Annotated in this window: 14 protein-coding genes; 6 read left to right on the top strand and 8 right to left on the bottom strand. The window is 45.2% G+C overall.

The features are described 5' to 3' along the window. Window positions 1-21 precede the first annotated feature (21 nt). Window positions 22-753 carry an HAD family hydrolase gene (locus MMB75_RS08015; RefSeq protein ID WP_025364352.1) on the bottom strand — a complete coding sequence of 244 codons (732 nt, stop codon included), beginning with the start codon at window positions 751-753 and terminating at the stop codon, window positions 22-24. 360 nt (window positions 754-1,113) lie between these two features. On the opposite strand from MMB75_RS08015, the gene MMB75_RS08010 reads away from it, so the two are divergent. From MMB75_RS08010 to MMB75_RS08000, 3 genes are all read left to right on the top strand, one after another. Further along, the gene (locus MMB75_RS08010; protein ID WP_045244010.1) at window positions 1,114-1,971 is read left to right on the top strand and encodes a hypothetical protein; all 858 of its coding nucleotides are present in this window, start codon (window positions 1,114-1,116) and stop codon (window positions 1,969-1,971) included. Window positions 1,972-2,080: 109 nt separating this feature from the next. Continuing rightward, window positions 2,081-2,836 carry a threonine/serine exporter family protein gene (locus MMB75_RS08005; RefSeq protein ID WP_013370006.1) on the top strand — a complete coding sequence of 252 codons (756 nt, stop codon included), beginning with the start codon at window positions 2,081-2,083 and terminating at the stop codon, window positions 2,834-2,836. 20 nt (window positions 2,837-2,856) lie between these two features. Continuing rightward, a complete protein-coding gene (locus tag MMB75_RS08000; protein ID WP_017426578.1) occupies window positions 2,857-3,291 on the top strand; it encodes a threonine/serine exporter family protein in 435 nt (144 codons plus the stop codon). Window positions 3,292-3,390: 99 nt separating this feature from the next. Here MMB75_RS08000 and MMB75_RS07995 read toward each other — a convergent pair whose 3' ends face one another. After that, a complete protein-coding gene (locus MMB75_RS07995) occupies window positions 3,391-3,900 on the bottom strand; it encodes a GNAT family N-acetyltransferase (RefSeq protein ID WP_019686608.1) in 510 nt (169 codons plus the stop codon). A gap of 164 nt (window positions 3,901-4,064) precedes the next feature. Between MMB75_RS07995 and MMB75_RS07990 the strand changes: the two genes are divergently transcribed. Beyond that, on the top strand, window positions 4,065-4,829 hold the full coding sequence (locus MMB75_RS07990) for an MBL fold metallo-hydrolase (protein WP_031463144.1): 765 nt from the start codon (window positions 4,065-4,067) through the stop codon (window positions 4,827-4,829). 64 nt (window positions 4,830-4,893) lie between these two features. Further along, entirely contained in the window at window positions 4,894-5,982 is a 1,089-nt protein-coding gene (locus MMB75_RS07985) for a M24 family metallopeptidase (RefSeq protein WP_017426575.1), read from the top strand. Between the two features lie 66 nt (window positions 5,983-6,048). Here the strand turns inward: MMB75_RS07985 and MMB75_RS07980 are convergent, their stop codons facing one another. The 5 genes from MMB75_RS07980 to MMB75_RS07960 form a co-directional block, all read right to left on the bottom strand. Further along, complete coding sequence (locus tag MMB75_RS07980) at window positions 6,049-6,747, bottom strand: queuosine precursor transporter (protein ID WP_016820648.1); 699 nt, start codon at window positions 6,745-6,747, stop codon at window positions 6,049-6,051. A gap of 254 nt (window positions 6,748-7,001) precedes the next feature. Further along, window positions 7,002-8,399: an L-cystine transporter gene (locus MMB75_RS07975; protein ID WP_016820649.1), complete on the bottom strand. Its 1,398-nt coding sequence runs from the start codon at window positions 8,397-8,399 to the stop codon at window positions 7,002-7,004. 241 nt (window positions 8,400-8,640) lie between these two features. Then, window positions 8,641-10,542, bottom strand: a complete 1,902-nt coding sequence (locus MMB75_RS07970) for a beta-glucoside-specific PTS transporter subunit IIABC (RefSeq protein WP_045244011.1) — start codon at window positions 10,540-10,542, stop codon at window positions 8,641-8,643. 166 nt (window positions 10,543-10,708) lie between these two features. Further along, window positions 10,709-11,542 carry a BglG family transcription antiterminator LicT gene (gene licT, locus MMB75_RS07965; protein WP_016820651.1) on the bottom strand — a complete coding sequence of 278 codons (834 nt, stop codon included), beginning with the start codon at window positions 11,540-11,542 and terminating at the stop codon, window positions 10,709-10,711. Between the two features lie 204 nt (window positions 11,543-11,746). Next, on the bottom strand, window positions 11,747-12,982 hold the full coding sequence (locus MMB75_RS07960; protein ID WP_045244012.1) for a PTS transporter subunit EIIC: 1,236 nt from the start codon (window positions 12,980-12,982) through the stop codon (window positions 11,747-11,749). A gap of 502 nt (window positions 12,983-13,484) precedes the next feature. Here MMB75_RS07960 and MMB75_RS07955 point away from each other — a divergent pair. Continuing rightward, window positions 13,485-15,188, top strand: coding sequence for a methyl-accepting chemotaxis protein (locus MMB75_RS07955; protein ID WP_016820653.1), 1,704 nt, complete (start codon window positions 13,485-13,487; stop codon window positions 15,186-15,188). A 99-nt stretch (window positions 15,189-15,287) separates the two neighbouring features. On the opposite strand, the gene MMB75_RS07950 is transcribed toward MMB75_RS07955, so the two are convergent. Beyond that, on the bottom strand, window positions 15,288-16,907 hold the full coding sequence (locus tag MMB75_RS07950; RefSeq protein ID WP_031463141.1) for a cobyric acid synthase: 1,620 nt from the start codon (window positions 16,905-16,907) through the stop codon (window positions 15,288-15,290). Window positions 16,908-16,910 lie beyond the last annotated feature (3 nt).

The raw sequence follows: 16,910 nt of genomic DNA, 5'->3' as shown, positions 1-16,910 counted from the left end.
ATAACACGATATGTACCGTGTCTAACGTGCGTCTGGCAGGAGCAGCCTTCTTAACTCTGTGTAACTTGCCGCGGTTTTATAAGCCCCCGACACATCAGATTCCGGGAAAGCGTTCCTGTGATTGAACCAAATGACCTGCCAATTTGCAGCTATAGCTCCCGCCACATCATTACGCCAGGAATCCCCAATGTAGCAGCAATGCTCTGCTAAAGTTCCTGTCCGTTCGTTCACTATTTGGAAAATACGTGGATCAGGTTTAGCATAACCAACGGTCCCAGACACAAAAATATGCTCTGCTGCAACATGATTTTCCAGTGTCATGGCTTTAATTTTGCTCATCTGGTGTTCTTCAAGACCGTTCGTAATTAAACCAACCACATAGCCAGCCGAGCTCAATTCATCAATTAACGAAGTAGCCCCCTCAAAAGACTCAATTCGGTACTGACGATCCAAGTATTCTTGTTGGACATGCACTGCCTGCTCACGGGTAATATCTACCCCGAATTCTTGTAGAGCCAGAATAAAACGACCTTCCCTCATCTCATCCAGTTCTTCCTGCCCTGCTTTCCCCTCCAATAGTCCTCCTTTAGCCGATAGTAAATCGCTGTAATAGCGAATACGGTGGTAGACTTCCTCATATGGAAAACGCTCACTTAATCCTAATACTGTACGTAATGCATCACGTGTAGGGTGCAAATGATCGTACATCGTATCATCTACATCAAAAAAAACAGCCTTCTTTTGCAAGTTCATATGCCCACTTCTTTCTGTTAAATCTTTGGATGACACTCCTCTATACCTTGTCCTGATATTATACCCGTTGACCTATTACGTTGCACCCTGACCTACCCACCCCGTATCTGTCATTCACCCTTCTCAGATAATAACATACACTGAAAAGACTGCATTTTGGCAAACTCACTTTACTTCACTACTGCGCTAACATAGGCATCTTGTCCTAATTTGAACGAAAGCGTTTTATTTTGATAGCACACGGGTAAAAGGTCACATTTTTGAAAATATTCGTCATACAGGTTTACATTTCGTGTAAAATCACGTACCTTTTAGGGATGAACGCTTTACAGATGTACTTGGATAAGGGAGGTATACACAATGGATTCCGGTTCTAACCTAGCCTATGGATCAGCCACACCTTTGATTGAGGCACTTATAGAGTTTGAACAGGAGCTTGAAGCGAACCGGCATTCTCTGAGTTTTGATTTGGGATTGATTATAGAACAAGGCCGCGCTCCGCGATATATGGCTACACCGCCTGATGTTATTCCTTTTGCCCACGCTGGAGTGGACGGGATACATTATGGCTTTTTAACCGATTTTGGTCTTGAAAAGGACCTTTCACAGGCTCCGATTGTATGCGTCTCTCCCGTCGATTGGACGGGGGTATGGGTGGTTGCCCGCCATTTGCAGGATTTTTTAAGCGTTGTTTATACAGAAAACAGTTCATTAAAACGATACTATGCCAGTGGAGCAGACTATTCTGGACATGCTGGTCAGCGTCCTCCGCAGGCTGTGGATGAACGTACCGCGTTTGTACGCGAATGCTTTCGGGAGCGCTTTGACATTCTGCCGATTCAAGATATGGCCGCCTACATCGACAGCTTGCGAACAGAGCGTAAGCAAAATGAAGTTGCTCCTACACTGAATGGCTTGGGTATTCAGGCACCTTCTTCTTTGAAGCGTAGCTCTTCTATTGAGAGCGACTTCTTGAACGTAACGGAGCCATTCCTTTGGGAACAACAAGGTGAAGCTGTACGTGATTTGTTCCGCAGCGGTTCGCGTGAAGCCAGACTGGCCTTTATTCGGGATGCTCAGACACGGCATCTGTTCACCCATTCAGCCCTTCGAGCTTTTGTAACAGGACAGCTTAGGCTGATGGGCTTGTCTGAGGCCGCAACATACCTAGAGGAGTCCTACTATACCGTTATTCCCGATACGATAGAATCTCGATAAACTCCATAGATTCCCCCATTTTAACCGCCTCTGAAAAGGCGGCTTTTTGTGCTACAATAAATGAAAACAACAGGGTCGAACGACCTGGGGCGCATGAAAGAGAGCGAGCATGAATAATCATTCCTATCCTACTCCTGAAATCATTGAGGTTTGTCTGCTAGCAGGCAAACTGATGATGCAAAATGGAGCCGAGACCTATCGTGTTGAAGACACGATGTCCCGCATTGCTTCAGCCTATGGCATATCCCAGTCCCATAGCTATGTAACACCCACTGGAATTTTTTTTGCCATTAATGATTCGGAACCTGCCAAGCTAATCCGGATCGTAGAGCGGACTACAGATTTGCACAAGGTGACCGAGGTGAACTCCATTTCACGTAAAATCAGCGCAGGCACTTTGTCTCCCAGCGCAGCCGTAAAAGAGCTTTCGGAAATTGAACGTGGTCCCCTCCGCTATTCCAATCGTGTACAACTGATCGCTGCAGCGTTGGCCAGCGGTTGCTTTATGATCATGTTTGGTGGAGTGTGGCGAGATTTCCCCGGAGCTGTGTTGTGCGGCGGTATCGGATTTGCAGCCTTACAATATTTCCACAGGCTCGTTAAGGTTAAGTTTTTCTCAGAATTTTCTGCATCTTTTTTAATCGGCTTGCTGGCGGCTCTGTTAGTGATTGTTGGCGGGGGTCAGATGATGGATAAAATTATCATTGGCTCCGTTATGCCACTGGTGCCGGGCTTGTTAATTACAAATGCTCTTCGGGATTTAATGTCCGGGCACCTAGTCTCAGGGCTTTCCAAAGGTGCAGATGCTTGCTTGACGTCTTTCGCCATTGGTGCTGGTGTTGCAGTTATCATTTCTTATATGTAATTTGGAGGAGATTCAAGCTTATGCTTGCACAATTATTCACAAGCTTTATTGCCACCGCTGCTTTCGGTATACTGTTCCACGCTCCTCGGCGTTCGCTGCTGCAATGTGGTTTTGTCGGTATGCTGGGCTGGCTTGTCTATTATTCAACCACGGATAGCATGGGCCCTGTGAGCGCCAGCCTTTTAGCCACGATCCTTATCGGCATCGTCAGTCAAGGTTTTGCTAGACTGTACAAAATGCCTGTGATTATTTTCAGCGTGGCAGGCATGATTCCCCTGGTGCCAGGAGGAATGGCTTATAATGCCATGCGCCAGTTCGTACAACAACATTATCCTCAGGCACTGGAGCTGGCCATGAGCACACTCATGATCGCCGGGGCAATAGCAGTCGGTTTGGTGATCTCTGAGGTGCTTAATCAAATCTTTCACAACGTACGTTTTAAACCTCAGCGTTAAAAACGAAGAAATAACAAAGTAAAAAAGGCTGCTCCCAAAATCGCCACACTGACAGTGTATGAGACGATGGTGGGGACAGCCTTTTTGTGTAGCTCAATATTAATCTACTCGCTTACCTAATATAGCCAGATCTCGCTCTATGCTGTCCAGCACGGCAACACGTGGATAGTATCCCCACTGCTCAAAGCCAAACTTCCGCAGCAGCGCAATACTCGGTTCATTATGACCAAATACAAACCCCAACAACGTTGTAATTCCTAGTCTCGGACATTCATTTAGCAAATGCTGTACCAGACGGCTTCCAGTGCCGGTTCCACGAGAATCCTCATGGACATAAATGCTAATTTCTGCTGTACCGTTATAAGCTGGACGGCCATAAAAGGACTGAAGGCTGGCCCATCCGGCAATGTTCCCCTTTTGTCTTAGTACCCACAAAGGGCGGTGGTTTTCCTGATGAGCTTCAAACCATGGAATGCGGCTCTCCACTGTCACAGGCTCCAGGTCTGCCGTGACCATTCGTCCTGCAATTGTAGAATTATAAATATCCACAATATCGGGAAGATCCTCCCTGCATGCAATTTCAATGGAAAAAGATTGGTCCTTGTTCATTATCGTATCTGCCCCCCTATTGTGGTGATTTATTTATTGTACAGGACAAGCGCTGGAACAGCCATATCGAGTTGTTTTGCGGATTAACCCCAAAGGGTCTTATAATAGAATTTGAAGATAAGCCAGCACTACATTAACCAATTTAACAACATGAGACAGGAGGTATGCTTCGGAATCAAAGGAATCCGAAGCAGCTTAATATGAATATTGGAACTCAAATTTTGATTTTGGAAGTGTCTATGGGACCTTTTTTTGGACATTCGATCATTCATCCTGTACTGCTCAAGGACGAGGATGGACTTACATTGATAGACTCGGGCATGCTTGGCCAATTGGAGCCTCTGCGCAAGGCTATTTCAGATGTGGGTGAGGATATAAGCCGTCTGAAAAGAATTATTATAACGCATCAGGATATTGACCATATCGGAAATGTTCAAGCACTGCTGGACTTGCTACCGAACACTGCCCTGCTGGCCCATAAGGATGACATTCCATATATGACAGGAGAACGACCATTTATAAAGCTGACGCCGGAACGCATCAATCTGATGGAGCCTGCACTCAAGCAACAAGCAGAGGATATGATTCGCCGCCTGCCAGATTTGCGCTTTGCTCATATGCTTGAGGACGGTGAACATCTGCCTTATGGTGGAGGCATACAGATTATTCATACACCTGGTCACACGCCCGGACATATCAGCTTGTATGTGCCTGCACACAAGCTGCTGTTGGCAGCAGATGAACTGCGTGTAGTCGAGGGTGAGCTGGTCGGTCCCGCTGAGTCGGCTACGCCGGATATGCCGTTGGCTCTGAAGAGCCTCGATAAACTGACCGTATTGGATGTAGATAAGGTACTCTGCTACCATGGTGGTTACTATGATCAGAATGTGCAGGCACGTCTGCAAGCATTAAGTCAGTCAAGAGAATAAGCCATATAAATTATGATGTAATAAGAGCTATAATGAATAAATGGACAGAAAGGAATGAGACTCTATGAATGATAAAATTACCAGATTGTATGATGAACTGAAGTCACAAGCTTGGGATGGCCTACTTGTGACCGATCCCAAACATATTTACTACCTGACAGGCTTCGCCAGTGATCCGCATGAGCGTTTTCTAGGGCTCGTGCTGCTTCGTGACCAAGAACCAGAACTAATTGTACCCGCCCTGGACGCAGAAGCTGCCCAAGCTGCTTCCTCGGTGACGCGTATATCCACCCACACCGATACGGACAATCCGTATGATCTGTTACGCCAACGCACAGGTACCGGAGTGAAAGCATTCGCACTGGAAAAGGAACACGTCTCCGTCCTCCGTTACGAACAACTACATACTGCCATTGGCGCTGCTCAATATGTTGACTTGGGTCCGGTGCTTCAAGACATGCGCGTGAGAAAAACTCCTGAGGAAGTACAACGTTTGAAGCATGCAGCTCGTTTGGTGGAAGATGCTCTTCGTCACGGCCTAACCCATGTTCGCGAAGGGGTGACCGAAGTCGAGTTGGTAGCCGAAATCGAATACCAGATGAAAAAACTCGGTGCAGATGGTCCATCCTTTGACACTACAGTGTTGTCTGGACCCAAAACAGCCTTGCCACATGGTGTCCCAGGGACCCGCAAGCTGCAACACGGTGATCTGCTCATGTTTGATATGGGTGTATATTCCGATGGTTATGCTTCGGATATTACGCGCACTTTTGCCTTTGGCAAGCTTTCGACTGAGCTGGAAACGATATATAATACGGTTCTTCGCTCAAATGAAGCCGGAATTGCCGCCATTCGCCCGGGAGTTTCCTGCGCATCCGTAGATCAGGCAGCACGAGCCGTTGTTGAAGCCGCTGGATATGGCCCTGCTTTTAACCATCGGGTTGGACATGGTCTTGGTATGAGTGTTCATGAATATCCATCTGTACACGGAGGCAATAACGATCTGCTTCATGAAGGGTTTGTGTTCACGATCGAACCCGGCATCTACGTACCAGGTCTTGGGGGTGTGCGGATTGAAGATGACGTTCTGGTCACCTCTGAGGGTGTTGAAGTGCTGACTTCTTTTCCGAAGGAACTGACCGTGCTGGGGTAATCTAGTGCTATTCTTTATATTGATATGTTAAAAGTACGAAAAAAAAGAGGGGCGACCCCAAGCCAATTAAGGCTTGAGGGTTTGCCCCTCCTCTTCTATCAAACGGAAATTACGTGCGATGTATAAAATCGGTGTACCTGCCGCAGTCAGTACAAATTTTAAGATGTAGGTGGTGAACAGCAGTTCGATCCATATCCCCCACGCATAGCCGTAAAAGGCAATACTACAGAAAATGAGGGTGTCTATAAACGAGCTGATCATCGTGCTGCCATTGCCGCGAATCCAGAGCTGATGACGCTCCGGGAAAAACTTGCGAATCCAGGCATATAGACGCACGTCCAGCAATTGACTGACCGCATAGGCTGTCAAGCTGGCAAGCGCAAGCCTTGGCAACAATCCGAAGAGCTGTTGCATCGGTGTCTGGGCAAAATCGGTTGCAGTAGGCTCAAATAACAGCACCATCTGCATCGTGATCGTCGTCATAATCAGAGTAAAAAAGCCAAACCACACAGCTTTTCGCGCCTCTTTAGGCCCATATTTTTCATTTAGTAAATCGCTGGCCATATACATAGAAACATACATTGTATTTCCCAATGTCGTGGTAATGCCGAGCAGATCAATGGTTTTGGTTACCTGAATATTGGCCAAAACAGTAGCAACGCCAATCCAGGCGTATAGCCCTTTTTTACCAAACAACCGATAACATAGCAAAAAGAACATAAAATTGACGAGGACAAATGCTGCCCCCCATAACAGATTAAACATGAAATCCTCCTAGTTTTGATAGCGCGGGATGGTTGCGAACCGCGGTTCATCCGAACAAGCCGGAAAAACATTATTTTAATGTATCATAGATTAGGATTTGTGAACAGCTATAATTTACACGGCCACCAGCCCAAAATAAAGAGCCGACCTTAGGGTCGGCTCTGAGTATGGAGGTGCACACTGCATGTGTTACATATACATATGCGATAAATGCGATATGAGGCTGCAGTGTATACCATTCGTCTATCTTTTACTTAAGAGTGTGCCGCTGCATCCAGATCCGTGCCATGGTTGTTGAACACGTCTTGATCGTTCTCCTTGAGTACTTTGCCAGAGATAAGACCTGCGGTAATAGAATCATTAACATTCAACGCGGTACGGCCCATATCAATTAACGGTTCAACCGAAATGAGCAATCCTGCCAAGGCCACGGGAAGGTTCAGGGTAGAAAGCACGATCAGGGAAGCGAAAGTGGCGCCCCCGCCTACACCTGCCACACCGAACGAGCTCACCGTAACAACCAGAATAAGTGTGAGGATAAAATCCCAGCTTGTAGGATCTATGCCCACCGTTGGAGCAATCATGACCGCCAGCATGGCAGGATAAATACCCGCACAACCGTTTTGCCCAATGGTTGCACCCAGGGTCGCGGACAGATTTGCGATGCCGTCGGACACACCAAGCTTTTTCGTTTGTGTTTCAACATTTAATGGAATGGTCGCTGCACTGGAACGAGACGTAAAAGCAAAAACCAGCGTAGGCAATACCTTTTTCACATATGTCACTGGATTATAACCGAACAAGGCCAGCAAAATAAGATGAATAACGAACATGACCAATAAAGCCACATAAGAAGCAAGTACAAACTTGATCAGCTTCAAGATTTCATCCGGATTTGTTGTAGCTACAACTTTCGTGATCAGTGCTAAAATACCGTAAGGCGTCAATCTTAGCACCAGCGTTACAATCCGCATCACTACAGCGTACACTGCGTCGATCACTTTGCGGAAGGTTTGCGCCTGCTCCGGTTTTTTACGATCCAATCCGAGTACTGCCACCCCGATAAAGGCTGAGAAGATAACCACTGCCAACGTCGATGTACGGCGTGCCCCTGTCATATCTTCAAAAGGATTCGAAGGAATAAATTCCAGCACCTGCTGTGGAATAGTCATATCCTGAACTGTTCCCAGGCGTTCTTCCATCTTCAGTCCCTGCGCTTGCTCCTTTTCACCACTTTGAATCTCAATTGCTTTTAGATCAAAAGACAGGCTGGTTACAATACTTACTGAAGCTGCAATCGCCGTTGTAATCAGTAGCACTGCAATAATGGACACGCTTATTTTGCCTAGGTTCTGTCTTCCCTTCAAATTCATAATAGCCGAAATAATCGACACCATGATAAGCGGAATAACGACCATTTGCAGCAAACGGACATAACCATTACCTGCAAGGTTGAACCAATCGACCGATTTGGTAATGACCTCTGAGCCAGCCCCATAAGCGTACTGAAGAATAGCCCCGTAGATCAGTCCGAAGCCGAGCCCGGTAAAAACTCTTTTTGTAAAAGAGATGCGCTTTTTCTGCATCCAGACCAACACGCCGAGCAGTGCAAGCAGCACGATAACATTTAAAATAATAAAGAAGGTATCCATATATCTTTTCCTCCAAACTTAAACGTAAGATGTTTTCTAAAGTGACCCTTCAATCCGAAGATTACTATATCACAAAGCCAACTATTTTTGTAGGTTTTATTGAAATAAAAATAATAAAACTGCTTCAGCCTTAGATTTTATGAAAACGACAAACAGCAAGCCTTCGTAAGATGAAGGCTTGCTGTTTGTTATCCTGAACACAACAATTCGTTTTCAATTTATACGTAGATTTTTTTAGCTGTTAGACGATCACTGTATATAACAGTTCTTGTTCCTTAACGACTTTATGCTGATTCCCTGCGGGCTCCAATTCGCTAAACTGATCTACATTTGTAACAATAACAGGCGTTATCGTTTCGTATCCAGCCTTGCGGATTTCCACCAGATCAAACTCCAGTATAAGATCGCCTACCTTTACGCGATCTCCTGCTTTAAGATGAGGTGTAAAATGAAGTCCTTTTAGTTTAACAGTGTCCATCCCTACGTGAATGAGCATTTCAAGTCCTGAATCACTCACCAAACCTACAGCGTGCCCACTTTTGGAAATGGAGAACACTGTGCCCTCAACTGGGGAAACAACCCGACCTTCGGAGGGTTCAATAGCCCATCCTCTACCCATAATTTCTTGAGAAAATGCAGGATCATTGACTTCACTGAGCGGTTTAACTTCACCCACAATTGGGCTGAATACCGGGATTTTCTCACCTTTTGGCAGTGAGCTCATCGCAGATTGTGCTACTTCCTCAGTAGAGATCTCGCCAGCAGCATCTGCTGCTTGTGTCGCTTCTTCGTTCTTTTCATCTGTAAAACCGATCACATAGGTAACAATCGCAGCAACCACAAATGCAATAATAAGACCAAGAATTGCGTACAAGAAAGTCGGTCCAATAAACATAGCCAGACCAGGCAAACCAACGAGTCCCCCAACGACGTACGCTTTTGTACCAAACAAACTCATGAAGCCCCCACCGACAGCTCCGCCGATCAACGCTGCCGTAAACGGTTTTTTAAACCGCATATTCACACCATACATTGCAGGCTCGGTTACACCCATAATAGCTGTCAAGCTCGTGGAGAAGGCCACTGTTTTGACTTTGGCATTTTTGGATTTCAAGAATACGCCGAGTGTTGCACCAGCCTGAGCCAAGTTAGCTGCTCCCATAATTGGAATCATGTAATCATAGCCCAACGTTGCAATCGATCCGATCATAATTGGAACCAATGCGTAGTGCATACCTGTCATAATGATCAGGGAGAAGGTACCGCCCAGCAGTAGACCTGCAAGCGCACCTGTATTTTCAAACAACCAAGATATCCCTCCTGACAGGCCATTACCAATAATGGAGCCGAGCGGCCCTACAGCAATCAACGTCAAAGGTACGATAATCAATAGAGTCAGTGTTGGAACGACAAGCAACTTCAGTGATGCATGAGTATACTTATCAATGAATTTTTCAACATAGGATGCCAGCCAGATCGCGATAACAATTGGAATAACGGTCGACGAATACGTGGCCGCTGTCACTGGAAGGCCAATAAAGCTAACCTTCACATTCGAAGCCAGTAATGCTGTAATGTCTGGATGTAAAATTGAAGCACCAATCGCCGCACCAATAAACATATTGCTACCGAGTTTTCTAGCCGCACTCACAGCCAAAATAATCGGCAGGAAGTAGAACGCACCGTCACCTATTGCGGCTAAAATCGTATAGGTTTGACTCTTGTCAGACATCCAGTGCATAGCTACCAGTAGGGCAATAATCCCTTTGATCATACCTGCCCCGGTGATCGCCGGCAGAATAGGTGTAAACATACCCGCAATAAAGTCGAACAGTTGGCTGATCGGGTTTTGTTTTTTCTTGGATGCAGTGCTTGCGCCTGTTTCACTTTGCGGTGCCTTGGACATGTTACTCACCAATGATTTATATACATTAGCTACATCATTTCCGATAATCACCTGAAACTGGCCGCCACTCTCCATGACTCCCATGACACCATCCGTTTTTTGCAACTGCTCTTTTTGAGCTTTCTTATCATCATGAAGGTTGAAGCGCAAGCGCGTCATGCAGTGAATGACCTGCTCTACATTTTCTTCTCCACCGACCAATGTAAGTATCTCTTTGGATAATTGATTTCGATCCATGAGGCATTCCTCTTTTCTATTTAAGGTATATAGTGTGAAATTTGGGAATAAAAAAAACCTGAATACAGAAAGCAGACAGCTTTATAAAAGCCAATCTTCTTTCAGCATTCAGGTTTTGCCTTCTTGTTTAGAAGTAGCAATCCTAAATCCCTGATCATCCATAAAATCATTGATTCTTAATGATGCGTTCGATATGAATCGTGAGATACAGCATCTCATCCTGGGATAAGCTTCGACCATAGATCTTAGACGTATAATCTCTTATTTTTTCCGCACAAGCATAAGCGTCCTTATATTGTACCTTAACCATATCATGAAGCGAATTATCTGTATTTTGTACAGGAGTTCCGTTCATAACCCGTTGGGCAAAAAATTTGAGATGTGTAATAAAGCGGTAATAGCTTAACGACTCTTCATCCAGCTCCATTACAAAAAAGCGGCTTACAATGTTTATGATATCCTTGACGATATTAGTCAGGGTTATCGTTTCGCGCATTTCACTGTTCAGCTGTGCATTCACCAAATGTAAGGCAATAAACGCCCCTTCATCATCTGGAAGTGTAACCCCCAGCTTGTCCTGAATCATGTGCAATGCTTTGGTCCCAATCGCGAATTCCTTGCGGTACATTCGTTTGATTTCCCAGTAAAGTGCATTCTTGATGTCCATACCCAAACGGTAACGCTCTATGGCAAAATGGATATGATCTGTCAGCGAAATATAGATGCTGTCATGCAACTCTACACCAAGTATCGTTTTGGCATACTGGATGATTTCATCAGAAAGTTCAACATACTCAATAGGGATATCAGACATCAGGGTCATCAATTTACGGGAAACCTCGGTACTTTCAAGCTTGAAAATTTTCTCGATTTTCCCCTCTTCAATCTCATCGCCTGTGTTTTTTTTAAAAGCAATTCCTCTTCCCATAATGACTAATTCTTTCTGCTGTTCATCAATGACCGTTACGACGTTATTATTCAGCACCTTTGCTATCTTCATTCCATCACCTTAAGCCGCTTGGAGTAGTAAAAAAAGGCAATACCAAAACTGACACATAGTGCCTGTTTATGGTTTTGCCCGATATGGTAACAATCCATGATTGTGCAGTTTTGATTAACTGTCATCATAGTATCATATAAACACTGAGCTGACAAGATTTTTTTGTAAACACTTACATGAGGTAATTAGCCGCTGCGTGACACCTTAATTGCTAGGGCTCTTTTCCACATTCAAATCCGAGGAAGCACGAATACGGGATGCGGATGCAATTTTTGATAGCTTCTCTTTATCGTCCACAAAGCCCATAAAATACGTAATTACACCAGCCGTAACAAACGAAATCAGCATGCTCAAAATGGCGTAAACAAATGTAGTGTCGGAAAACAGGGGTAAGCTAAGCAAGCCAGATAAGGCTGCAAAAGCAGTCAACTTCACTTCAAACAGACACATACACGCCCCACCAATAGCCCCGCCGACCAGTCCCGCGATAAGCGGTTTTTTGAAGCGCACATTAACGCCGTATAATGCTGGTTCAATGATTCCAAACATAGCCAACAGGCCTGTGGAAGCAGCAAGTATTTTGACTTTGGCATTTTTGGATTTAACACATACACCGAAGGCCGCGCCTGCCTGAGCCATGACTGCCGCCGCAACAACAGGGGTAATAGAATCATAGCCATTCGTAGCCATGGATTCTATTATGTTCATCGACATCATATATTGCATGCCCGCAAAGTGGAGCACAGGTATTGTCCCACCAAACAGCAGACCTGCAAATACGTCCGCATCGTCAAACAGTGAAGCAAAACCATCCGACAAATGATGTGCCAGGGTCGTCCACAGCGGACCAAAAACAAACAGCAATAAAGGCACAATCAAGATAAGCGTCAATGTCGGAACGACCAGTAGTTGAATTGAATAACGGTCGAACCTACTCAATCCCTTTTCAATCTTCGATGCAAGCCAGACAACAATAAGAATCAGTATAAAAGAAGCAACATACTGTGGCTCCACCACGGGTAAATCGTCTGAATTCATTTTTAGGCCGGATTGCAGTAGTTCCATAATACCAGGATGAAATGAGCAGGCCCCAATTGCCGCCGCAATAAATAAATTGCTACCAAGCTTTCTTGCCGCATTTACCGCTATCATAATGGGCAAAAAATAAAATACGACACCACCAATGTACCCTAAAGCGGTAAAGACTTGAGTATCAAAAAAATCTAAGAACAAGAAAACAGTCGCAATCCCCTGAATGATTCCTCCAGCAATTAGCAATGGCAAGAGCGGAGTGAATACGCCTGAGATAAAATCAAACAGGCGGCTGAACGGATTCCCTCCTCTATTCGCTTTATCTTGCTCTTGATCTATAGTCGGTTCCTGGTTATCTTCTCCCTCTACCTCCACATTTATTTCCTTAGAAAGCAATTCCCGATCCATAACTGCCTTTTCCCCTTTTATATGTATATTGAAGACCACATCCGAACTTATTAAAGCAAGCTTAAAAGAAGCTTGTAAAAAGTGGCATTCCTTATACTACTTATATTCCTTCTTTTTTACAATAGTTATAAAAGCACGGGTAAAGCTTTTTAATTTCCTACTCCTGATAATTTACATCAAACTTACATCTAAACACCCAAGACCATAGTTATATATTTTTTGTTTGTTTTTGGGCAAATATGACTATTCAACCGTCTGTTAATTATGTAAAATAGGTCTAACCTACTTTTTAGTAAATCATGGATTACTTCCCTTTCTCATATCTTGTGTCCTTGAATACAGCTGAAATATACATAGAATCCGAACATTTTCAGTCTTTTCTTCAAGTAAAGAAAGGAAAACAAGTAGATCATGGCGTGTCTAGTATCTCATTGGACAAGCGGCCTACATCAAGCAGGGCAATTCGTCTGTTTTATCACCATCATGTGAGAGGAGAATTTTCATGAAGCGTTTTAATCGTTCCCTTGGCGCAAAGCTACGAATTATGTTTTTGCTGATTCAGCTCTTTGCGTCTCTTCTGTTCAGCATCAGTTTTTATGCAGTTTCCATGAGTATCATTAATAGCAGTGTCATGCCTCAAGTAGATCAATTGCTAGAAACTGGGGCTAAAAATGTGTATCAGGATCTCAATATTTCCTTAGCCGTTCAAGCTGGGCAAGGAAGTGGGTCTGGTTCCAGCTCTGCTATGCAGATGGAAGCTTATCTTCAGGACAAGGTCGACACCCTCAAATTAGAATCCGCATATATTGCGGTGCTGAAGGATGATGGTAAGGCCGAAGTTGTCGCACGAAACGTAAAATCAGCATATAAGGTCAAGGATACCCTCGTTCCTGTTGAGGATATTAAAAAAGCCAAACAAGGCGAGATGAATATCAGTGACATTTACAGCGACTCGCATGGAGTACACAAAACCGCCTTCTTTGCCATATCAGGCAGTAATCTGATTCTTGGCGTGAACGAAGATGTTGGATTCGTACAGGAAAAATCCCAACAAATCCTATGGATTTGCATTGGTATTACGCTGGTAACACTTATACTGGGCGGAGTTATTTCTACCCTTGTCATTCGTAAAGTTGTACAGCCCATTGCTGAATTGGTTCGTCATAGCGAAAAAATTGCCCAAGGTGATCTTTCGCAAGATACAAAGGTTCAAGGAGTTAATGAAATTGCTCAACTTGCCCGCAGCTTCCAATCTATGTCTCTTAACTTGAAAGAAATGATCGGCCATGTGCTTACTACATCAGGTGCAGTTGTTAAAGGGTCGGACGAGCTGCTTCGTCGAACTGAGGCTATGAGTGTAAAAGTCCAGGACTCTACAGCTGCCGCTGAAGAAGTAGCCAAGGGCAGCAACAGCATCGCTTCTGCTGCTGCTGAAAATGCACAGGCTATGGAGGAGATTGCTCAAGGTGTGCAGCATATCGCTTCCTCTGCCAATGATGTATCTGACCAAATCAGTGAAGCAACGAAAGAAACGGTTAACGGGAATACGCTTGCTCAAAAAGCTGTAGCTCAAATGTCACAGGTAGGACATGCTGCTGATGAGTCGCTTCGATACATACATAGTATGAATGAACGCTCAGAAGCTATTGGTAGCATCGTTTCTGCAATTTTCGATATTACAAAGCAGATTCAAATGTTGTCCCTGAATGCCTCCATTGAGGCTGCCCGCGCGGGCGAGCATGGACGGGGCTTCGCTGTAGTTGCCGGGGAAGTTCGCAAGCTCGCAGAGCAATCCAAAGCAGCAACACAGGAAATTTCGGACTATTTGGTTACCATTCAGGAAGTATCTCAGCAATCTGTGGACTCAGTGACTCAGGTTAGTCGTGAGATTCACTCGGGAACGGAAATGGTTCAACAGGCGAGTTTTGCTTTTAACCAGCTAAGTGAGCTCATGCAAAAGATCAACGCTACGATTCAAACCGTATCCGCAGCAACGGAGCAAGTATCCGCCAGCTCGGAGGAAGTATCTGCTTCCGTGGAGGAGACAGCTCTCATTGCTGCCAACGCACAACATATGATTCAGGAGATCGGTTTAAATGCCGATGAGCAACTGAATGAAATGGAAAGCCACAGTGAGGTTGTTCGTCAATTAAGCCAACAAGCAACTGAACTGCAAAAGGCGGTTCAAAAATTTAAAATTAAGTAAGCTGATCTGCTAAAAAAGGTATCTCTCAGTCACAAAAATGACTGTAGAGATACCTCTTTATTTTTTTAAAGCTTTTTAAAGGATCTTCCATGAAGAAGTTTATGAATCCATCCCGAGAATGCGGTAAATTTGTCCCATATCCAAATGAGCGCGTATCACCTCTGCGACACGGTCAAATTCTTGTTCCTTGGCTTCACGTACAGTAAAAGTGCTATCCAAAGCTGGCAAGCCCTTGGCTTGTCTCAGTCCATCCAACCAGGACCGGCGAAAACGGTCATTATCAAACACACCATGCAAGTAGGTTCCCCATACCTTACCGTCTGTCGTACCCCAACCTTCGTCAAAGGCAGTCCCTTCCCCACGCTGAATCTGGAATAATGTTTTCATTTTCGTTGAGTCTGGAGTCCTGTCTATAGATACATGTGGTTCCGTGACATACTCTGTAACACCCATATGTATTTCATATCCTTCAATGACTGGCTTGGAGGTAGAACCCGAATCAAGTGCAGTGCTTAGCAAAAGTGGGCAATGATTAGACAGGGTTCCTTGAACGCGCACGGTTTGCTTTTCCTTTAAGAAGGTCGTGGATAGAGCTAGCCAACCTAACCCATCTGCCTGCTGCGGCAACCCAGATTCGACGGCATCGGGATCAAATAACGCTGTACCCAGCATTTGATAGCCCCCACAAATACCAACCAGTTGCGTGCGTCCTATCTTCATGGCCTCTCGAATGTCATCCTCTAGCCCTCTTTCACGCAATTCCAGCAGATCTCCGATGGTGTCTTTGGTTCCCGGTAAGATAATGGCATCCGGTACGCCCAATTGTCCGGCCTCTGTGACATAACGCACGCTCACATCCGGCTCTGCGGCCAAAGCATCCGTGTCCGTAAAATTGGAAATACGCGGATAACGTATCACCGCAATGTCCAATTCTTTATCCTTTGCTGACCGCTTAGGCTTCTTGTCCAGTACGACCGAATCTTCTGCTTCAATGCGAATGTCCGGTAAATAGGGCAGTACACCGAGTACAGGAATGCCTGTCCGTTCTTCCAGCCAGTCTAATCCTGGTTGAAGCAGGGACAAATCGCCTCTGAATTTGTTAATGATAAATCCACGGATACGCTGTACTTCATGGGGTTCCAGCAACTCAATAGTCCCTACCAGAGAGGCAAAGACACCACCCCGGTCAATATCCGAAATCAGCAATACTGGAGCATCCGCCCAGCCTGCAAGGTTCATATTTACAATATCGCGGTCCTTTAAATTAATTTCTGCCGGGCTGCCGGCCCCTTCCATAAGCACAATATCATAGGTATCGCGCAGCCGATTCAGCGCATCCATAACGGTGTGCTTGGCTTGTGGCAAAAAATCCTTTCGGTAATCGGAAGCGCTCATATAGGCATAAGGTGCACCGTGTACAACAATTTGTGAGTGCATATCCTTGACTGGCTTAATCAGAATCGGATTCATGTCGGTCGTCGCCTCAATACCACAAGCTTCGGCCTGTACTCCCTGTGCACGTCCAATTTCCTTGCCGTTCTCGGTAACATAAGAGTTTAACGCCATATTTTGTGACTTAAACGGTGCGGGACGGTAGCCGTCCTGCAGAAAGATCCGGCACAGCGCGGTCGTCACCACGCTTTTACCCACATCCGACGCTGTTCCTTGAAGCATTAATATAGCTGCCGGGTTCGTGCGGGACGGTTCGAAAGTTGACAATTG

The organism is Paenibacillus sp. P2(2022) (genome assembly GCF_029522175.1).
GTDB classification, from domain to species: Bacteria; Bacillota; Bacilli; order Paenibacillales; family Paenibacillaceae; genus Paenibacillus; species Paenibacillus polymyxa.
This window is presented reverse-complemented; position numbering and strand designations above follow the sequence as displayed.